This window comes from Shigella dysenteriae, assembly GCF_022354085.1.
In the GTDB taxonomy this organism is placed as follows: domain Bacteria; phylum Pseudomonadota; class Gammaproteobacteria; order Enterobacterales; family Enterobacteriaceae; genus Escherichia; species Escherichia coli.
In genome coordinates this window covers 1,864,332-1,885,162 of the sequence record NZ_CP055055.1, presented here as the reverse complement: position 1 = coordinate 1,885,162, position 20,831 = coordinate 1,864,332, and the positions used below count along the sequence as shown (strand labels likewise).

18 protein-coding genes and 2 pseudogenes are annotated in these 20,831 nt (G+C 49.3%); 5 read left to right on the top strand and 15 right to left on the bottom strand.

Annotation, left to right across the window (positions count from 1 at the left end; all coding sequences use genetic code 11):
• Positions 1–2: 2 nt before the first annotated feature.
• The 11 genes and pseudogenes from HUZ68_RS08955 to HUZ68_RS08905 form a co-directional block, all read right to left on the bottom strand.
• Positions 3–1,313: an ABC transporter permease gene (locus HUZ68_RS08955; RefSeq protein WP_000012262.1), complete on the bottom strand. Its 1,311-nt coding sequence runs from the start codon at positions 1,311–1,313 to the stop codon at positions 3–5.
• Entirely contained in the window at positions 1,314–1,970 is a 657-nt protein-coding gene (locus HUZ68_RS08950; RefSeq protein ID WP_000192886.1) for a hypothetical protein, read from the bottom strand.
• Positions 1,954–2,661 (bottom strand): ABC transporter ATP-binding protein, encoded by a 708-nt coding sequence (locus tag HUZ68_RS08945; protein ID WP_239594115.1) that lies wholly within the window; start codon positions 2,659–2,661, stop codon positions 1,954–1,956. The genes HUZ68_RS08950 and HUZ68_RS08945 overlap by 17 nt, the downstream gene beginning before the upstream one ends.
• Before the next feature lie 10 nt (positions 2,662–2,671).
• Complete coding sequence (locus tag HUZ68_RS08940) at positions 2,672–3,625, bottom strand: hypothetical protein (RefSeq protein ID WP_000137012.1); 954 nt, start codon at positions 3,623–3,625, stop codon at positions 2,672–2,674.
• Entirely contained in the window at positions 3,622–4,845 is a 1,224-nt protein-coding gene (locus HUZ68_RS08935) for a beta-ketoacyl synthase (RefSeq protein ID WP_033815739.1), read from the bottom strand. The genes HUZ68_RS08940 and HUZ68_RS08935 overlap by 4 nt, the downstream gene beginning before the upstream one ends.
• Positions 4,846–4,849: 4 nt before the next feature.
• Positions 4,850–7,408, bottom strand: a complete 2,559-nt coding sequence (locus tag HUZ68_RS08930; RefSeq protein WP_023307863.1) for a beta-ketoacyl-[acyl-carrier-protein] synthase family protein — start codon at positions 7,406–7,408, stop codon at positions 4,850–4,852.
• Between the two features lie 73 nt (positions 7,409–7,481).
• Entirely contained in the window at positions 7,482–8,642 is a 1,161-nt protein-coding gene (locus HUZ68_RS08925; protein ID WP_028131848.1) for an aminomethyl transferase family protein, read from the bottom strand.
• A 35-nt stretch (positions 8,643–8,677) separates the two neighbouring features.
• Positions 8,678–8,959: an acyl carrier protein gene (locus HUZ68_RS08920; RefSeq protein ID WP_000106017.1), complete on the bottom strand. Its 282-nt coding sequence runs from the start codon at positions 8,957–8,959 to the stop codon at positions 8,678–8,680.
• A gap of 21 nt (positions 8,960–8,980) precedes the next feature.
• Positions 8,981–9,529, bottom strand: a complete 549-nt coding sequence (locus tag HUZ68_RS08915) for a 3-hydroxyacyl-ACP dehydratase FabZ family protein (RefSeq protein ID WP_000049966.1) — start codon at positions 9,527–9,529, stop codon at positions 8,981–8,983.
• 3 nt (positions 9,530–9,532) lie between these two features.
• Positions 9,533–10,294 (bottom strand): SDR family NAD(P)-dependent oxidoreductase, encoded by a 762-nt coding sequence (locus tag HUZ68_RS08910; protein ID WP_001389574.1) that lies wholly within the window; start codon positions 10,292–10,294, stop codon positions 9,533–9,535.
• Positions 10,295–10,307: 13 nt separating this feature from the next.
• Positions 10,308–10,436: pseudogene (locus tag HUZ68_RS08905) on the bottom strand (holo-ACP synthase); the annotation flags it as partial.
• Between the two features lie 44 nt (positions 10,437–10,480).
• On the opposite strand from HUZ68_RS08905, the gene HUZ68_RS08900 reads away from it, so the two are divergent.
• From HUZ68_RS08900 to pgaD, 4 genes and pseudogenes are all read left to right on the top strand, one after another.
• Positions 10,481–11,178, top strand: a protein-coding gene (locus HUZ68_RS08900) for an IS1-like element IS1B family transposase (protein WP_095033700.1) whose coding sequence is annotated in 2 segments (ribosomal slippage) — positions 10,481–10,730 and positions 10,730–11,178 — 699 coding nt in all. Because the reading frame shifts where the segments join, the coding sequence is not laid out codon by codon here.
• A 15-nt stretch (positions 11,179–11,193) separates the two neighbouring features.
• Positions 11,194–11,772 (top strand): annotated as a pseudogene (locus HUZ68_RS08895) (poly-beta-1,6-N-acetyl-D-glucosamine N-deacetylase PgaB); the annotation flags it as partial.
• Positions 11,765–13,090 carry a poly-beta-1,6-N-acetyl-D-glucosamine synthase gene (gene pgaC / locus HUZ68_RS08890; protein ID WP_000610455.1) on the top strand — a complete coding sequence of 442 codons (1,326 nt, stop codon included), beginning with the start codon at positions 11,765–11,767 and terminating at the stop codon, positions 13,088–13,090. The pseudogene HUZ68_RS08895 and the gene pgaC, both read left to right, overlap by 8 nt.
• Position 13,091: 1 nt before the next feature.
• A complete protein-coding gene (gene pgaD, locus HUZ68_RS08885; RefSeq protein WP_001061095.1) occupies positions 13,092–13,505 on the top strand; it encodes a poly-beta-1,6-N-acetyl-D-glucosamine biosynthesis protein PgaD in 414 nt (137 codons plus the stop codon).
• 49 nt (positions 13,506–13,554) lie between these two features.
• Here pgaD and phoH read toward each other — a convergent pair whose 3' ends face one another.
• From phoH to efeU, 4 genes are all read right to left on the bottom strand, one after another.
• The gene (phoH, locus tag HUZ68_RS08880) at positions 13,555–14,343 is read right to left on the bottom strand and encodes a phosphate starvation-inducible protein PhoH (protein ID WP_001383000.1); all 789 of its coding nucleotides are present in this window, start codon (positions 14,341–14,343) and stop codon (positions 13,555–13,557) included.
• A 620-nt stretch (positions 14,344–14,963) separates the two neighbouring features.
• A complete protein-coding gene (gene efeB, locus HUZ68_RS08875; protein ID WP_033815736.1) occupies positions 14,964–16,235 on the bottom strand; it encodes an iron uptake transporter deferrochelatase/peroxidase subunit in 1,272 nt (423 codons plus the stop codon).
• A 5-nt stretch (positions 16,236–16,240) separates the two neighbouring features.
• Positions 16,241–17,368, bottom strand: a complete 1,128-nt coding sequence (gene efeO / locus HUZ68_RS08870; protein WP_000154383.1) for an iron uptake system protein EfeO — start codon at positions 17,366–17,368, stop codon at positions 16,241–16,243.
• 57 nt (positions 17,369–17,425) lie between these two features.
• Positions 17,426–18,256, bottom strand: a complete 831-nt coding sequence (gene efeU / locus HUZ68_RS08865; RefSeq protein ID WP_033815735.1) for an iron uptake transporter permease EfeU — start codon at positions 18,254–18,256, stop codon at positions 17,426–17,428.
• Positions 18,257–19,436: 1,180 nt separating this feature from the next.
• On the opposite strand from efeU, the gene HUZ68_RS08860 reads away from it, so the two are divergent.
• Positions 19,437–20,765 carry a hypothetical protein gene (locus tag HUZ68_RS08860; RefSeq protein ID WP_033815734.1) on the top strand — a complete coding sequence of 443 codons (1,329 nt, stop codon included), beginning with the start codon at positions 19,437–19,439 and terminating at the stop codon, positions 20,763–20,765.
• Positions 20,766–20,831: the final 66 nt, after the last annotated feature.

Sequence of the window (20,831 nt, the reverse complement as noted above, 5' to 3'; positions counted from 1 at the left end):
TCCTACGAGAATTTAAATGCGTCAGAAATATTCAGCCGGGAAGCACGTAAAGCCGGTAACACAGAGGCACCTGTTGCTGTCAAAATAGGTAATACCACCGTCACCCAAATCAATTCCGGGTTACTGGTTTTTATAAAGGCGGTATAGCCGATGGTTTGTCCCGGCGATGGCGGCATCGCAATACCATAAAGATTAATAATCCAGGCTAACACGCCCCCCACCAGCAGGCTGCCGACGGCGCCAATCACACCAATAAAAATGCCTTCTGTCAGAAACAAGCGCGTGACGTGAAGCGGCTTCAGGCCTATGGCACGCAGAGTGGTTATTTCACGGGTGCGCTCAACAATGTTCATTGCCATCGAATTGCCGATCATGAAGATGACAATCAGCGCAACAATCAGCTTGATGAAGAAATAGATCCCCGATAGCAACCCTTCAACCTGTTGATAAAAGAGTGAAACATCACGCCAGTCTTTGACCACCAGCGGCAAATGATTGCGTTCGATAAACTGACGCAGCTTAGCGCTAAACGCCGCGGTGCCATCTTCTTTAAGCAGAATAAGCACTTTGCTGACGCCATCCGTACCCATCATGCGCTGCGCGGTGTCCAGCGGGATCTTCATCGCGACATCGTCATAATCTTTAATGCCTGACTCAAAAATGCCACGCATTTTTAGCGACAATGCGCCCTGCCCGCCCGCCGTGTTGACCACCATCACATCCAGCCAGTCGTCATATTTCGCATTCAACGTTTTCGCCAGACCGCTGCCCAGGGTGATTTCATCACCTTTTACCCGGGAAAGATCGCTCCCCGCGATAATCTTATCGAACGAACCCAGCTTTAAAGCGGGTAACGGCTCCACCCCCAGCGCAGAGAAATAGCTGGAGGTTTCGCTCTCGTAATGTGAAATTACGCCAGTAAACTCCAGTTGCCCGGAGAGCGTGGAAATATCCGTCGCCAGCGTCGGGTCCGACAAAATAGCTTTCTTTAACGCCGCATAATCGGCAATCAGGCTCTTATTTTTATTCGACGTTTCAAAATAGTGCTGATTGTAAATTTGTACATGACCAATATTGGTACGAATCGTCTGCTCTTTCAGGATCCAGAAAGAGTAATCAATAAATCCGCCATATAAAAAAATTGCCACGCCACCCAATACAATGGCGGTTATAGTAGAAAAAGAGCGACGCTTGTGGCGAAAGAGATTCAAAAATGCAAATTTGACATCTCGTGAATAAAACAGAAGCTGATAAAACACAAAAAACAGAATCAGCAGCAGAACGCTATTAACAGCTAAAATTTCCCCGGACATTTACTCACCTTTCATCAGCGGCAGCAGTACCTGGGTTAACTCTTCACTATCCCATTCTGGTACAACATTAAAATCCTGCGTCAGCGACTGCGCAAGCGCGGCGTTTTGCCCTTTAATTTGCGCCAACAACGCATTCGCGCGGGTGGTGTCCTTGCAGTGACGTAATGCACGATAACGCATCGCCAGAATATGGTCGCGGATCGTTGTCGTCCATATCGCCGGGTCAGCCAGCATGTGTTCGGTGTCTTTGACTGTCACCACGCAACGCCCTGAGTCTGCGGGTAAATAGGCATCTACGCGGGCACGTAAATAGCGTACGCGTTGATTTTTCTCCTGCAAATCCACCGCTTCATCCAGCCAGAAAAAGCCGCTTTTGGCGTATTCTGAGGCATGGATAAAATCGTTTGTTGCCGCATAACCGTCCGCCTGACGCAGTAAGCCATAGGCGTAAAAAACCAGCGCCACCACATTGTGCCTGGCTTCATACTCTTTCTTTAACGCTTCGGTCAGCGTCGCCAGCGCGGCAGGCTGCGCCGGAAGCCCTTGTTGCAGAACCTGGTTAACGGCGTCGGGAGTTGCCGCGTAAATCTTCGGGGCCAAAAACGCCGCGTACAAAAAGACGCCGATAAGCAAAAATCCTTTATGCATCTGAGTCATGAATCAATACTCCATCCTGAATTTCAACCACTCGCCGCGCCCGCGCTTTTAATTCGCTGGAGTGCGTGGAAATAACAAATGTGGTGCCTGTCTGCTGATTAATCGTCAACAGCAGGTCCAAAATAGCCTCGCCGGTTGTCAGGTCTAAATTTCCCGTCGGTTCATCGGCAATGACCACCATCGGTTCGTGGGCCAGTGCCCGGGCGATGGCGACACGCTGTTGTTGACCGCCCGATAATTGCCCCGGTTTGCGATCGCCAAAACCGCTTAATCCAACACTATCGAGATAATGCAGCGTCCGTTCAGTGGCTTCTTTTTTACTGAACTGACCATTAAGCACCAGTGGGAAATAAACGTTATCGAAAATATTTAATACCGGCATAAGGTTAAAAAACTGAAAAATAAAACCCAAATGTTTTCCACGAATCACAGCCAACTGCTCTTCCGGCAGTTGGTTCAGTAATTTATTTAAAAATATCACCGTTCCGCTGGTCGGTTTATCAATACCCGAGAGAATATTCAACAGAGTACTTTTACCACTGCCTGACGGCCCACACAGTGCGAGAAATTCGCCTTTATTGATATCAAGATTAATGCTTTTAAGCGCATCAACCTTTCCTGCCCCAGCGCCATAACACTTGTAAATGTTGCTAAGCGAAATAGCGGGCAACGATTTAATAGTAGATTGCATACGACTGTCGTTATCCTTCAAGGTATTCAAGGTCAAAGTAGTGATAACCAAACTGTTTATCGGCAATGACTGTACGCATTTTTCCACCGGGCTGAATATGACGGGTTAAATAATCCATACTCAACGCGGGCGTCAGACAACCGCTTTCACCGTAATGGGCCACCAGGTCGATAACACCAGCAGCAGGCCGGGACGGCATTTGTTGCCGTTCGCTGAAGGCCATGACATCAATATCCGTAGCATGCTGTGGCGCAGTGCCGGAATGATATTCCCCGCATTGCAGCCTGATGGCGCTCTCACGCTGGCTGAGAATAAAACAACCCACTCGTTCAACAGATAAATTCACCTCATCAGCACGACGGGGAAATAAACGCTTAGGCGGTTTACCCACATCTTCTTCAGAGAATACCAGCACCGGAATTGCCCGATAGGCAGCACAAATCACCACGTTATCGAATACATCCCAGGCGAGATAATCCTGCGCCATACGCAGCGCCTGAACGAATGCCTGTTTTTCGCCGCGAATCTTGCAAGTCGGTTCCGTTATCGAAAACTTCTTAAGTAAATTCTTGGGAAGCGTATCAATAGTGGCGATATGCAGCGCACTGGAAATTTTTTCAAACGAACCGGATTCGCCCCAGGAATCGGCATAAATAAATGCCGTGCGCGATTTCATTAACTTCATGCGTTCTTTAGTCGGCATTTGTTGTAATGCAGAATCGGTCACCTGCTCCATCGCCTCAAGGTAAGGCATATATTGTGGATTACGGATCCGTTCTGGCGCATAAATATCGTTCTCCACGCCAAAGCGCTTCAGTCCCCAGCCATTAGCACGGGTGCCGTATAATCCCCTTTCGTACATATGTGCTTCCCAGGCGTTGAGCCAGGTCGGCTGATAAAAATAAAAAATGTCGTCCGGTTCCGTAAGCGCCCAGGAAGACAGGTAGATACTCTTTTCCGTCATTTCGCGCGCCCCGCTTGCATATTTGACATAACAACGCCAATAACCGAACCATCGACACCCACACCAACCTTCAGCAAATGGCGTTTGCTATGGTTTGTCACGCTGCCGTCCGTAAGTACCAGCGAAGCCATGCTGTCGATAATGACGTCGTTGCCAACAGGTGCGATCAGTTGATGATGCGTCAACGAATGGTGGCCAATGATCAGATCGACAACACCAGATCCGGTTGCGGTATAGCCGATCTGCCCTTTATAGGCGAGAACGGGGATCTGTCGCTCCCCTGCGAACATGGCGATGGCTTTGGCCTCCGCGTTATCGCTCACTGCCGAACCGTTGCCGTGTGGAAGAATGGCTGCAAGATCATCCAGCGCAATTTCAGCCTGCTTCATCGCGGCCTGCATGACCTTGTGCACGTTAGTGCTAAGCCAGGAGGCATCGTTGCTGCGGCCCGCGCTGATTTGGGTGTAAGTCGTTTGCACCCTTACGCCCTCACTTTGTTGACGCGCCCGGCGGTGATGAGCGCTTTCCAGTAGGAGCGCGCTAAAACCTTCTGCGAACGCCACACCTTTACTGTTTTCACCAAACGGCTGAACCTGTTCGCTGTCCAGCATCGATTGAGTTTCCAGGAACCAGATATCCTGGGTTTTAATTTTCGAACAGTTCAGCACAATCGCGAGATCAATCCCGCCCTGCTCAATGCCCTGCGTCGCCAGATGCACCGCAGTCAGTGACGAGTTACTGGTGCAGTTCATGTTAGGCGGCAAATACTGCAAGCGATATTTGCGCGCAAGATGGCTTGAAATCGTGTCCTGCGACATCTTCGCGGCATGCAGATTGGTGATGGATTGCGTTAAGTTGATATCTTCTACATCGTTGTAATTATAGAAAGATTTGTAATCCAGCCCGTCGATACGCGGCCCAATACCGGTCAGGTAAACGCGAACGTTGCGCCCGGCCAGGCAATGCTTATCCAGCATTGCCTGTTCCAGGGCTTCGTCGATCAACTGAGACAGCAGGTCCAATGCGCTATCGTCCACCTGTTTCAACGTCGCCACTGACGGATTACCCTTAAACCCGCATTTAATGGCTTCCTCGTTGGAGGTAAACCAGGGTGTACGCGCAACGCGTTTCCCCTGTTTCAGATTGTCAATTAACTGCGAACAGTCTTCGGCATACGGCATCCACACGCTGTAACCCGAAATAATAGCGGCATTGTCCACAGTCTTATCCCTTAATGACGAACGCGTAGTAGTTGCCGCCTTCCGTTGCGCCAACAAGCAGGACATGGTTCAGCGCAAGTTTCATCGACTGGCGTACAAAATTCACACGCTCATCAAAGAATTCCACCGTATTTGGAATCGCAGGTACTGCCTGCTTCTTAATGCAGTCAGTAATCACGGCGAGGTTAAGCAAACCAGCGGCAGAGGCGACAAAACCAAAGCAAGCGTTGTAGTTCACTACCGGCACCGCCGGGTTTTGCGCGGCGAAGGTGTTGTAAATGGCGTCAATTTCGATACGAGAATGGTCATCGCTGCCGTTGCTGGTACCACATACCAAATCAATATCGCCAGCAGAGATGCCCGCATGCGTAAGGGCGCGTTCAATGGCCAGCGCCATCGACGCGGATTTTTCTTCCAACAATGAGGCGTCGAAGTAGGTATTACTACATGACTTACCGTAGCCCACCACTTCCGCGAGAACCTCAGCGCCACGCGCCACAGCCAACTGTGGATCTTCCAGCAGCAGCATGCAGGCACCCTCGCCCGGAACATAACCCTGCGGATCTTTACCGTAAATTTGATAGTCGCTCGCCTCAGCCGTCATGTGGATCTTTTGTGTCACCGCATCCATATACAGCGACATCGACGGGAAGTACTCATCCGCGCCGCCAACCAATACCTGCGGTTGCAGGTTCTGCCGGACGATTTCATAACCGTAGGTCAGTGCGCCCAGCGCCGAGTTTTCCCCTGTCGCAAGCGTAGTGGTATACCCTTTGATCCCTTCAGAGATCCCGCAGAACGTTGGGATCGCATTCATCAGTGAGCCAGGGAATTCCGACGTACGTACTTTGCGTGGATCGGGTTTCAGGCTTTGCAGATATTTGTAGGTGGTTTCCTGCGGGCCGCGGGACATCCCCATGATCATGCCCAGCTCATCGCCGTCGCGTTTGATTTTACGCTTCGCCTGTTCCAGCGCTTCGGTGAGTGCGATCAGGGCAAACGTGCCGCCACGGGTTGCTTTACGCTGATCGAAACGACGCAGGTGTTTACGCGGCTCCAGCCCGGAAACCTGGAACGTTTTGAAGTTGCTTGCCGTTTCCGGAAGCGTAGCGTCGCTGAAGCTGTACTCTTCATCAAACAGCTCGGCAAACTGGTTTGATTCATCCAGCACGGCCAGCAGCTCTTTGGCTTCTTCCAGTGTATCGTCCGGGAAGGTTACGCTACCCAGTTCAACGTGGTGGTCCTGCGCCCAGATGTTTTCCAGAACCTGGTTGAGCGTGTGGCCAATTGCGGATACTGCACCGACGCCCGAGATAGCCACACGCTTCGAATCATAGGTACTGACCGGAATGGACGCGGGCTCCATGCTCAGGATCATGCAGCAGTTGTTGCCGCCGAAGGCATAGTTATTCTTCATGAAGATGTTCACTTTGCGATCGCGAAATTCATTCGGCACATAGTCCAGATCGCAATTCGGGCGTGCCTGGCTGAAATTCAGCGTCGGCAGTACGCGGTTGTCCGGCAGTGTTGCCAGACAGGCAATCAGTTCCACAATCCCCGCTGCGCCAATGTTGTGGCCAAAGTAAGATTTGGTGGAGCTCACCAGCAGTTTATCGTGGTTAGCGAAGACCTTTTTCATTGCCAGCGTTTCGATACGGTCATTGGCTTCGGTACCTGTACCGTGCGCGTTGACGTAATCGATTTGCTCTGGGGTTACACCCGCATTTGCCATTGCCTTGTTCATGACCTGCACCGCTCCGCTGGCACGCGGATCTGGCCCGGTTTCATGGAAAGCATCGCAGGAAGTGGCGTAAGAGAGGATCTCACCATAAATGGTCGCCCCACGGGCTACTGCATGCTCATACTCTTCCAGTACGATAGCGCCCGCACCTTCACCAATCGACATACCGGACTGACCCGAGAACGGCGTACAAGTGTCTGGATGCATGACATTCAGTGCGTAGAATCCGGCAAAGGTCGGCAGATAGATGGGCTCGGTACCTACTGCCAGCATGGTTTTGCTTTTACCATTCTGGATGTAGTCAAAGGCCATCCCCACGGCGTTCGGGCTGGCGGTACACGCGGTCGCGACCAGTTCAACCCCACCCTGTAAGCCCAGCAGCGTTGAAACGCTGGAACAACAGGATGAGAATGCGCCGGAAAAGAGTGCTTTACGCAGCGAGAAATCTTCCATGCGCTGTTCGAACAGCGGTAAAAAGGCCTCTGTACCCGCGGAGGAAACACCGACGATCATGCCTGTTTCTTTGAGGGTGTCACGGCTATCCATCAGGCCGGCCTGACTCAGCGCATCTTTACCCACTTTGTAGGCCCAGAGCGCTGCGTTATCCAGTGAATCGATAACATCATCGTTCAGATCGGAGTATTCAATGTCATGCAACACTTCTGCCGCACGCGCATTTTCAAACCATTTTGCAAAGCGTTCGCTATCCGCAACGCCATTTTTTTTATTTAATAATGCTTCCCGGAAATCCTGAATATTTTCCGCCAGTGAGGACAAAATCCCCAGCCCGGTAATAACAACTCTTTTCCTGTTCGTTTTCATGAATAATACCTGGCAATCCCGCCAATTGGGGTTAATTTAAGCCGCGTAAGCTATAGTCACGCGGCGATATTCATTACGCTGCGCTTTTATTTTTTGACGCGTCGATATAACTGTGCTCAGTTGGGCTAACCAACATGCTCAGGTTATAAATAAACGGCATACATTTTGATTGCGCCGGAATAATTCCGTGGGCAGTTTGAATTTCGTAGCCGCTGATATCAGACCAGGCGTAATCCTTTTCCAGCAGGGTCAGGGCAATGAAACGCTGCAATGCCGGGGAAAATACCGCTTTCACGACATAGCCCACGTCTTGACCTTCCACCAGCACACGATCGCCAGCCTCAATGCCTTCGCATTCTTCCTGAGCGATCATGCCGATGAGTTTATTACCGGTATACTCCTGGGAGAGCTCTGTCACCGCGTCCTTGCCAATAAAATCATCTTTGTCGTACTGCACCGCCCACTGCATCTGCAACTGAACCGGATTCACCGACTGACCTTCCCACAGGCTGGCATCCCAGCACGGATTTTCGAGGCGTACGATTTTTTGATAATCCAGACCGCCGGTCTGCATCAGGTATTTCTCGCCGACGGTTAACAGTTTTTCCCACTGCTCCGCCAGTTTCGCCTGCTCACCGATGGTCATGTACGCATACTCACCGTGTTTACCACAGCGGAAGATCAGCAGATCCTCATCGGTATTCATGTATTCGTAGTAAGGCAGGCCAATCACGTCAAAGCCATGAATTTCAGACATGATCTCCCAGGAGTATGGGCCTTCGAGCAGGATTGCCCCCCAGTTGTTTTCCCGCATATCCTGAATTTCAGGCAGCGATTGAATATCCAGTTCTTCCGCTTTTTCGAGAATGGTATTCATGCTGGCGATCAGTTCGGTAGCCGAAATATCTTCAGACAGCAGGTAATAACCGTCGATGCTGCACAGCACATAGACGTCTCCGCGAATGGTGCCCTCTTCATTCAACACCAGTGAGTAGATTGCCTGCTCATCACGAATGATGGAGACATCTGCGGAAACCAGCTGGTTGATCAGCGCCCAGGCATCATCGCCCATGACGCTAACAATAGAGAGGTGAGAATAGTCCACCAGCAGCGCGTTTTCACGAACGGCTTTATATTCGGTCATAGCATCGTGATAAGAAGAAGGTAGGGTACGGTTGTTATATACCCCCATTACCGCATTATTTTTCAAGTGAAATTCAGCAAGAGATTTCATAAAAGTGTCCTGATAATTAATTCTTTAATAAGTAGTTAATCGTTTTTCTTTTGAATAACGAAGGTGGCCAGACTATTGATACTGCGCATATAGGACGGGTCGTCACTTTCGCTGATCTTGATATCAAATACTTTATCCAGCAGAACGACAATTTCCGTTGCATCGACGGAGTCCAGTTTAAAACCATTACCAAACAGCGCAGTATCATCATCAATTTGCGCTTCATCGCGTTGAATATTCAGTCGCTGGATGATCTCAGTTTTAATGGTCATCAGAACTTCTTTACGCTGTTCAATAGCGTCATTCATGGTAGACATAATATTTACTCTCTTATTGGATTACTTGGTTTCACGAAAATTGATAATGGTGCCCTGACTAATCAGCTTTTTACCGACGTACGCGGTCACGGAATAGTGTTTAAAGCCACTGGCATCCGAAAAAGCCAATTTGCTGACAACATCAATAGAATCACCCGGATAGGCGATATCTTTAAATTTCAGGTTCTGAGCAGCCAGCACGCCGCGTACCTGGCTGCGCCGGGTACGGATAATCTCCAGCATTTCAGGGCGGTGAATGCGTGCGTGAATATCACGTAACGACTTCAGCTCTTCCTCAAAACGTTCGCGCCAGATATCGCAAATGTCGGTCAGGAAAGAGAGATACTCGCTGGCCTGGCCGAAGATTTCCGAAATAATCACCCCGGGCATAATCGGATCTTCCGGGAAATGCCCCAGTAGATACGGTTCGTTATAGGTGACGTGTTTCACGACACTGACAAAGCCATTTTCACCGTATTTATAATCTGCAATTTTATCGACCATCAGCAGCGGCTGACGCCAGCCGCCCATTTCGAGGAAGATTTTCGAAGGAATCGTGTATTTAGACATAAATCACCGCATGACCAGGCCGCCATCGATAACGATGGTCTGGCCGACAATGTAGCTGGAGGCAGAGGAACTTAAGAAGACGATGGTGTTCGCCACTTCTTCACATTTACCCAGACGGCGTAACGGGATGGTACTGGTTACCGCACGGACCACTGCGCGGGATACTTTTTTCACCATTTTCGATTCAATCATTCCCGGTGCGACCGCGTTGACGCGAACGCCCCAGGGTGCCATTTCTGCTGCCAGCGTGCGGGTGAAGCCTAGGATCGCCCCTTTTGACGCGCTGTAATTCGCCTGACCGACGCTTGGGATCAGCGCTGCAATAGAGGCAACGTTAATAATGGCGGGATTTTCTGCCGCACGAAGCAACATCAGCGCGTCTTTCGTCAGACGGAAAATGCTGAACATGTTGGTTTCGATAACCTGGGTGAAATCCTCATAGCTCATCGAGGCAAACAGGCTGTCTTTAACGATGCCCGCGTTATTCACCAGCACATCAATCTTGCCAGCTTCGCGCTCTATCTGTTCGCACAATGCGCTCACGCTCTGGGGGCAGGCGAGATCGCACTGCACAATATGCAGTTTATCGCCTGCAGGATGGCTTGCTTTCAGCGCCGTTAATTGCACGTCGTTGGATTTATAGAGCGCATAAACATCGCAGTTCTGCTCCAGATATTTTTCGCAAATACCCAGTCCAATATCACCACTGGCTCCTGTCACCAGTACGGTTTTTTCATTTAAATCATTATATTTGTACATATTCATCACATATGTTGAGTTAATAAACGATGACAGTCGCAATGGCGTGGGTACGGCAATGCGAAATACTCAGGGAGTTATTTTGCAACCCCTGCTCGATAAAAATTTCTTGTAGTCTTCCGGAAATAACGAAATAAGGTGATGCTGCCAACTTACTGATTTAGTGTATGATGGTGTTTTTGAGGTGCTCCAGTGGCTTCTGTTTCTATCAGCTGTCCCTCCTGTTCAGCTACTGACGGGGTGGTGCGTAACGGCAAAAGCACCGCCGGACATCAGCGCTATCTCTGCTCTCACTGCCGTAAAACATGGCAACTGCAGTTCACTTACACCGCTTCTCAACCCGGTACGCACCAGAAAATCATTGATATGGCCATGAATGGCGTTGGATGCCGGGCAACCGCCCGCATTATGGGCGTTGGCCTCAACACGATTTTCCGCCATTTAAAAAACTCAGGCCGCAGTCGGTAACCTCGCGCATACAGCCGGGCAGTGACGTCATCGTCTGCGCGGAAATGGACGAACAGTGGGGATACGTCGGGGCTAAATCGCGCCAGCGCTGGCTGTTTTACGCGTATGACAGGCTCCGGAAGACGGTTGTTGCGCACGTATTCGGTGAACGCACTATGGCGACGCTGGGGCGTCTTATGAGCCTGCTGTCACCCTTTGACGTGGTGATATGGATGACGGATGGCTGGCCGCTGTATGAATCCCGCCTGAAGGGAAAGCTGCACGTAATCAGCAAGCGATATACGCAGCGAATTGAGCGGCATAACCTGAATCTGAGGCAGCACCTGGCACGGCTGGGACGGAAGTCGCTGTCGTTCTCAAAATCGGTGGAGCTGCATGACAAAGTCATCGGGCATTATCTGAACATAAAACACTATCAATAAGTTGGAGTCATTACCATCGCGGCTTATCAGCAAGCAGGCTTTAGCGGGAGTCTGAGCGAAATTCGACAAAACCCGGAGCAATTTAAACAGTGGACCCGCTTTAAAAGTCGTGCGTTAACTGACTTCACTTTAGAACTTAGTGCGCGCGTAAAAGCCATTCGTGGTCCACATGTTAAAACTGCACGAAATATTTTTGCACTTCCGGTAACACAACCTGAAAGTGAAGCCTGGTTTGCACAGAATTATGCTGATTTCCTAAAAAGCTATGACTGGACTGCTATTATGGCTATGCCTTATATGGAAGGTGTCGCAGAAAAATCGGCTGATCAATGGTTAATACAACTGATCAATCAGATTAAAAGCATCCCTCAGGCTAAAGACAAATCTATTTTAGAATTACAGGCACAAAACTGGCAGAAAAATGGTCAGCATCAGGCTATTTCTTCGCAACAACTCGCTCACTGGATGAGCCTATTACAACTGAATGGAGTGAAAAATTATGGTTATTATCCCGACAATTTTCTGCATAACCAACCTGAAATAGACGTTATTCGTCCTGAATTTTCAACAGCCTGGTATCCGAAAAATGATTAATCGCATCGTATCGTTTTTTATATTATGTCTGGTGTTATGCATCCCCCTATGCGTAGCGTACTTTCACTCTGGTGAACTGATGATGAGGTTCGTTTTCTTCTGGCCGTTTTTTATGTCCATTATGTGGATTGTTGGCGGCGTCTATTTCTGGGTCTATCGTGAACGCCACTGGCCGTGGGGAGAAAACGCACCAGCCCCCCAGTTGAAAGATAACCCGTCTATCTCCATTATCATTCCCTGTTTTAATGAGGAGAAAAACGTTGAGGAAACCATACACGCCGCTTTAGCACAGCGTTATGAGAACATTGAAGTTATTGCCGTAAATGACGGTTCAACAGATAAAACCCGTGCCATCCTGGATCGCATGGCTGCACAAATTCCCCATTTGCGGGTCATTCATCTGGCGCAAAACCAGGGGAAAGCCATTGCGCTTAAAACCGGAGCTGCCGCGGCGAAAAGTGAATATCTGGTGTGCATTGATGGCGACGCGTTATTAGACCGCGATGCGGCGGCATATATTGTGGAACCGATGTTGTACAACCCGCGTGTGGGTGCCGTAACCGGTAATCCTCGTATTCGCACACGTTCTACCCTGGTGGGTAAAATTCAGGTTGGCGAGTATTCCTCAATTATTGGTTTGATCAAGCGAACCCAGCGTATCTATGGAAACGTATTTACCGTTTCCGGTGTTATTGCCGCATTTCGTCGCAGCGCCCTGGCAGAAGTGGGTTACTGGAGTGACGATATGATCACCGAAGATATTGATATTAGCTGGAAGCTGCAGTTGAATCAGTGGACGATTTTTTACGAGCCTCGGGCGCTGTGCTGGATATTAATGCCTGAAACGTTAAAAGGGCTGTGGAAACAGCGCCTGCGCTGGGCTCAGGGCGGTGCAGAAGTATTCCTCAAAAATATGACAAGGCTATGGCGCAAAGAAAACTTTCGAATGTGGCCACTGTTTTTTGAATACTGCCTGACGACAATATGGGCCTTTACCTGCCTGGTCGGTTTCATTATTTACGTAGTCCAACTTGCCGGTGTACCGTTAAATATTGAATTGACACATATCGCTGCGACACATACTGCCGGAATATTATTGTGTACGTTATGTTTACTGCAATTTATTGTCAGCCTGATGATCGAGAATCGCTATGAGCATAATCTGACTTCATCGCTTTTCTGGATTATTTGGTTCCCGGTTATTTTCTGGATGCTGAGCCTGGCAACGACATTGGTATCATTTACACGAGTCATGTTGATGCCTAAAAAGCAACGCGCCCGTTGGGTAAGTCCCGATCGCGGGATTCTGAGAGGTTAATATGAACAATTTAATTATTACGACCCGACAATCGCCAGTACGTTTACTGGTTGATTATGTTGCCACAACCATCTTGTGGACATTATTTGCTTTGTTCATATTCTTATTCGCCATGGATCTGCTGACGGGTTATTACTGGCAAAGCGAGGCCAGAAGCCGACTTCAGTTCTATTTTTTGCTGGCAGTGGCGAATGCCGTCGTGTTAATTGTCTGGGCGCTGTACAATAAGCTGCGTTTTCAAAAACAGCAGCATCATGCAGCCTACCAATATACGCCGCAAGAATATGCAGAGAGCTTAGCAATACCTGATGAGCTCTATCAGCAACTACAAAAAAGCCACAGGATGAGCGTACACTTCACCAGCCAGGGGCAAATAAAAATGGTGGTTTCAGAAAAAGCGCTAGTCCGGGCATAAACACCCAAAACAAAGCCCGGTTCGCCCGGGCTCTGCACCGATAATACACTTAACTGTATGCATGTAGCGTACGTTGGCAAAGTGCCGAACGTACGCAATCCTCTTTACCGAATCGGACGATCCCGACCATTTCATCTTCTTCGAAACGTTCCAGTGCGTCACTTAATCCGGAGTGCACGCCGCGAGGTAAATCGCATTGCGTGATATCACCGTTGACGATAACCGTCACGTTCTCCCCGAGGCGGGTTAAAAACATTTTCATTTGCGCGGCAGTCACATTCTGCGCCTCGTCAAGAATGACGACTGCATTTTCAAAGGTACGTCCACGCATATAGGCGAACGGCGCAATTTCCACCTTCCCTATTTCCGGTCGCAGGCAGTACTGCATAAAGGAAGCCCCTAAGCGCCGGACCAGCACGTCGTATACCGGGCGAAAATAGGGAGCAAACTTTTCTGCGATATCTCCAGGTAAGAAGCCAAGATCTTCATCGGCTTGCAGAACTGGACGGGTGACGATAATCCTGTCGACATCCTTATGTATCAGGGCCTCTGCCGCTTTTGCTGCGCTGATCCAGGTTTTTCCGCACCCGGCTTCGCCCGTAGCGAATATCAGCTGCTTACTCTCAATAGCCTTCAGATAGTGCAATTGCGCTTCATTTCGCGCGAGGATGGGCGAAGTATCGCGACTGTCGCGGGCCATACCAATGGCTTCTACGCCGCTCATCTGCACAAGCGAGGTGACCGATTCTTCTTCACGCTGCTTATGGCTGCGCGAATCCCGTCTCAGCACACGTTTTGCCTCGCGACGAGCTTTGATCACTGCTTTTTGTCTTCCCATGGAGAGCACCTTGAGTTGTTTGTATTCATCACACGCGCCGTTGGCAGCGCGATTATGCGCACGAACATCAGAGGGTTGGCTTCCTTGTAAGCCATAGTTTGCTTTTGGATAAAATGCCGAAAAACGGCTACGCGCACCGTTTACGGCGTCGGTAACACATGAAAAGAAAGGATGAGGTTGAAAATGCAAAGTGACGAGATGACTACCGGAGGAGAAAACTCCGCGAGTGGTGGCGCGTTGATTATCTAAAACATGTCCAGTACAGGACGTTACCATCCGCGATCTCCATAGTGACTGACTATCACTGCCGGGAACTTCCGCTGCTACTTAATAAGTACAACAGATCTCGCATTCATTGCAACAATATATTCACTTATATTTAACTATAAAACACCATTTTAGTGACATTAGTTTGTACTGGAAAGATGACAGAGTGATGACAGAGATGAAAAAAGCTGTGTGCTTTCAGCAGGATTCACATCAGGCATCAGTGCACGATCGCCGGATGCGGCGTGAACGCCTGATCCAGCCTACCAAACCCGCACCGATTGTGGGCATGATAAGCATCGCAAGCGCCGCATCAGGCATCTGCGCACAAATGCCTTATCCGCCTAAAAACATTAAACCCGCAATAATGCGCTTCCGAGATAATCGTTCACGTCCTTCACTCCCGGCAGCGCAAAAAAATAACCGCCGCCGATGGGTTTAACATATTCCTCCAGCGCTTCGCCATTGAGCCTTTTTTGTACTGTCAGGAAGCCTTTTTCCAGATCGTGTTGGTAGCAGACAAACAGCAACCCCATATCCAGTTGTCCGGAGTTGGTGACGCCCAGTGAATAACTGTAGCCACGACGCAGCATCAGGCTGGACTCACTCTCCGCCGTGCGGGGATTCGCCAGCCGGATATGGCTGTCCAGCGCAATCACCTTCCCTTCCGGGTCGCTGGAATAATCCGGCACATCGTGCTCATGCTGCATTCCCAGCGGTGCGCCGGTTTGCTTATCACGGCCAAAAATCGTCTGCTGTTCTTTCAGCGGCGTTCTGTCCCAAAATTCCACTCGAAACTGAATCAAGCGTACTGCCTGATAGCTGCCACCGATTGTCCACGCAGGCTCCTGCTGATCTGCCGTTACCCACACCACTTTTTGCATCAACTTATCATTCTGGCTATCGGGATTGGCAGTGCCGTCTTTGAAACCCAGCAAATTAATCGGCGTCTCTTTGCCTTTACTACGCGCCGCGTGATCGGAAATAAACCCTTCCCGCTTCCAGCGCACACTGAGCAAATCCGGCGTGTGTTTGATGATATCGCGCAGCGCATGGATCACCGTGTCCTGGGTGTTGGCGCAAATCTGTAGCAACACATCACCATGACATAACGCCGCATCCAGCGAGTCGTTGGGGAAACGCGTCATCTTCTGCAGCTTTTTTGGCATCTGTGGCGCAAGGCCAAAGCGCTCATCAAACAATGAGTGACCCACCGATAACGTGATGGTGAGATTATCGGGCGCAATGTAGCCGCCAAGAATGCCGGAATCGAGTGGTGGCAGGCGCGGATTTGGCGTTTCTGGTGCTGTTCCGCCCTGAGTCAGAAAAGCAAAACGCTGAGTCAACAAGCGAAACAACCGTTCAAGATCGGCTTTATCGCTGGCAAGTACATCAAACGCCACCAGCATCATTGCGGCCTGTTGTGGCGTCAGTATTCCTGCCTGATGCTCACCATAAAACGGCTGTTTCTCATTGCGTGCATCCGGTGAAAGCGTGCCCGGTGCACTTTGCGTTTTTTGTGCATGAGCGACCGGACAACTTCCCGCCAGCGCCAGTGCACCAATCCCTTTCAGTAAACGTCGGCGTGACGGTTCATTCACGCCGTTTTCATCTTCATACTGCATAACGCTTAATCCAGTCCCAGCACACCACGAAGTTGCGCCAGATCTTCCGCCAGCGCAGTAATCGGTCCTTTCAGTGCATTCCGGTCGGCATCGGTCAATTTGTCGTAGGTTTCAAAACCGTCTTTAGTACGGTATTTCGCCAGAATGGTATCGACCTTTTTAAAGTTGGCATCGACTTTTGCCAACAGTTCCGGGTTGGCTTTTTGCAGTTGTGGACGCAGCAGATCGACAATTTTCTGCGAGCCTTCAACGTTAGCCTGGAAATCCCACAGATCGGTGTGGCTGTAGCGATCTTCTTCACCGCTGATTTTGCTGGCTGCCACTTCCTCAATCAGTCCGGCTGCGCCGCCGACCACTTTTGAAGGTGGGAAAGCCAGTTCACTGATGCGTTTTTGCAAATCGACCACATCGGTATAAAGCTGCTCAGCGTACTGATCCATCCCTTTGGTGGTGTTGTCGCCAAACAATGCTTTTTCCAGACGGTGGAAACCGGTGAATTTTGGATCAGCGGCTTTTTGCTCGTAATCATCTTCACGGGCGTCAATGCTGCCATCCAGATCGGAGAACAGTTCAGCAATCGGTTCAATGCGCTCATAGTGCTGGCGCGTCGGCGCATACAGTGCTTTCGCTTTTTCGATATCGCCTGCTTTAATCGCGTCGGTAAAGGCTTTAGTGTCGGTCACCAGCTGTGTGGTTTCCGCCATGACATATGCTTTATATGCAGTAATTGCACCACCAAGACTTAACAGCGCATCACTTTGCGCCGCATCCGCCGTTGCCTCACCTTTGACAATCAACTTCCCTTTCGGGTTAGTCAGCAGACCGCAGGTCATATCGTATTCGCCAGGCTGTAAATTCGCCGTCATTTTCTGGCTAAAACCAGGGGCGATATTTTCCCGCTCTTCCACCACCATCACGCCTTTGAGGATCTCCCACTCCAGCGCCTTCTGGCTATGGTTCTGAATAATGAACTGTGTTTTCCCGGCGTTAACCGTAATGGTCATCGGTTCGCACTGTTTATCCGTCACGGTCACTTTGACTTGCGGAATATCAGCGGCGTTAGCCATAAAAGCAGAAGAGAACAGCGCAGCCACGCTCAACTGCAATGCGTTACGGCGGAAGTTAATGGTCATGACGAGACTATCCCTTTAAAGTATGTTGTAACTAAGCAAGAGTTTGCGTCGTATTTGCTACGCGGAGCGAGACGCTGTCGCCCCTGCGCGTAGTGGCAGGGCAAATGCCACCAGCGCCGGGATGAGATAAATAAACCAGACGGCGACTTCGCTGACGCTCGGTGCTTCCTGATAGCCAAAAATCCCTTCCATCAGCGTGCCAAACAGCGAGTGAGTTGAGAGCCCCTCGCTCATATCGAAGGCGATTTCCTGAAAGTGGTTCCACAATCCGGCTTCATGAAATGCGCGAATGGCACCAGCTGCCAGCCCTGCGGCGACGAAGAGAATAAACAGGCTGGTCCATTTAAAAAATGCACCAAGATTGAGGCGAATACCGCCCCAGTAGAGCAGGAAACCGAGCACCACGGCAGTAGCAAGACCGAGCATTGCACCCAGCGGCGGCCAGATCCCGACATCTTGTTGAAATGCCGCCAGCAGGAAAAAGACCGACTCCAGGCCTTCCCTTGCAACGGCAAAAAAGACCATCATCACCAGCGCCCAGCCATGATGATTTCCACGCTGCAATGCGCTATCGACTGCCTGCTCCAGTTGCACTTTGACGTTGCGCGACACTTTGCGCATCCAGAAAACCATCCAGGTAAGGATCACCACGGCGATCACCGCCACGATACCTTCAAACAGTTCCTGTTCTTTTTGCGGAAATTCGCCGGTGGTTTCGTTAATGAAGATACCCAAGCCCAGGCACAACGCAGCGGCAAGCAACACGCCAATCCACATCACACCAATCCATCGGCCTCGCTGGGTACGCTTAAGATAGCTGGCAATCAAACTGACAATCAGCGCGGCTTCAAGTCCTTCGCGCAACATAATGAGAAACGGAACAAACATGCCACCCACCCTTAAACGTTTTTCTGAGTCAATCTATGCAAAGAAAAGTAAATCGCAGTGATAGCGATTATCATTACGCTAAAGAAAAATACAAGCGGAATGTTTATAAAATGATGTTGGAATGTAAAAACGAGGACAACAAATCCGGAAACAAAAGCGATTATTTTAAGGTATTTAGCTGACTTTTCGCCCGGCAGATGAAGCTTGTACGAATGTTGGTGGCGACAAACTCGCTGCAGCGTGCCCCGAAGGGTTGAATTTTCAGTTAGTCGTATCACAAAAGAACGTTGTTTTTGCTTATTAATAGATAGTGATAGGGTTGTGAATGAAATTATACCTCGTCTCCTCATCGAATTTTTCGCCCACAACCTAAACAGGAGAAAATGTGTATTTAAGTCTGGAATGAGCGATTTTTGATAGTGCGTAATTAACCCAAGAAATTATAATCCCCCTTATTATATGTCCAGTGATATCATTTTATGGCTAAAGCTATATACAACTCTAAATCACGATAAAACGAAGCAGGATGCGCATTAAAAAAGTCACACATAATAAAAATAGAAATCTTAACCAGAAGTAATAGATCATCGTGAAAATCAATCACCAAAAACACCAACACACAAAAATCAATAAGTTAATAATTGTTCAGGGCTTTTTTCTCACGATTTTTCTACTATGACATTATCACAAACCCACTAGCATGAATACAGAAAGAGAAGTAATAAGATGAGACGCCACTGCTTTCAGATGAACCCTGTAATTAGGGTCGAGAATATAGTTTATCCATTCCCCTATCGATAAATTAAAAAATTTGCGTATTAATTTTTCTCTGACTGAAGGCTAACGTCGAATTACCGACAAGATTCACGAGTGATTGTAACTACGTACTTTATGAAACACAGGAAGAAATTATTATTTACCACGATGATTCAAGGCGTAAAAAAAATAATAACATTCATAAAACTCATCCCGATGGCAGCATTGTAAATTCGCCAATAACTGGCATTCCTCCTGCTTTTTACGGGTGTTTCCATTAACACCAGAATGAGCGGATTGTTTACTACATCAAGAACGCATCCGAAGTGTACATCCTGGTGCGCCGACTGAATCGCCCGGAGCCATGCGGATGGCTACGACTTAATACGAATCATTAACCCTGTAAGGATACGGAGAGCATGACATGAGACCAATATCCAACCTCAATACGAGCGCAGCAACCTATATTCCACCGCAACAACTCCCGAGTAGTTGTCTGGAAACTTTGACGCTTCTGGTGCAGATGAATAATTATATCAAAAGGGATGCGGACTACAGCACGGGCATGGCTGTTACTCCACTGGTTCCTGAAGAGGTTCACTTGCTGGCTGTTGCGATGACAACCGAACTACATCGACATCAGTTCCAACCGGTGGTAAGTGCAAATGATCTGCAACTTCCTGAACCGTTCACCTTCGATGTTGCCGGTTTCACCATCACCTTCACGAAGACGCAAGAGCATGACAACACGGGCAATCTCATGAAAATTGCAGTCAGCAAGAGCGGTGTGTGCACCAGTACAAATATTACTCTTGAGCTGTTTCACTCCATTGTCACAACCCTGATGTCACGCAGTCAATATGGAACCTTTGATCTCTGGTCCGTACGGCCAATACTCACGGATGAAAGTCAAAACAGGGTGCATGAAGCAGCTCGCTACTCCCCGGCCCAGCAATACGGAAGAGAAGAAACACACTTTACCAACAATGGCATGCGAGAATTTGGAAATATTTCTCCGCTGGCGTGGCGTAACGATGTGGAATTACAGCAATCGTGTAATACAAGCAACATCCCACCAAATACTGCAAATGACGACATAAACAACACCAGGCAGACCATCGAGGACGAGCCACAACAATATGTTAAATTGACTGTAGACGACATGCGAAAATGGGCGGCTATGGACCAGCAGGCGCGAAACGCTCTACAGGGAGTTCCAGGATGGTGTACGCGCAATCATTTTAATATCAAAAATGCCAGAAATTACCTGACCGATCACGGCCTGAACTACGCGGGACAGGTAAAGGTAAACAGGCCGCATGAATATGCCAAATTCACCCTTGAACATATCCGCCAGTGGGCAGCCTTAAACAAGCATGTGCGAAAACCGGTTGGTTATTTAGAAAAGTGGTGTAAGGAAAGAAACCTCGCGCCAACTACTGCCAGGAATTACCTGAAGAACGACGGGCTTACCGCCCTGGGTGAGTTGAAGCTGACAGGGCCGCAGAAATGGGTCACGTTCACCTTCGGAGACATCGTACAATGGGCGAATATGACCCAGGAGGAGCGTAACAGCGCAGGGGGAGCCGAAAAGTGGAGTAAAAAACGCGGCTTCCAGTGGTCTACTGCCAGATCCTACCTGAAATCGAGCGGAGTGACCAAGCAAGGTGCGAGAAAACTGGCGTGGTTAAAAAACAGCGGGAATATGTCGAATCCATTCTATCTCGCCCAACCAACCAGCCGCAGGACATAAGCTGAAGGTACCGATAGCGGCAATTTTGTTCATCTGTGCCGGGTGGGCAAATAGCAATTGCCCCCG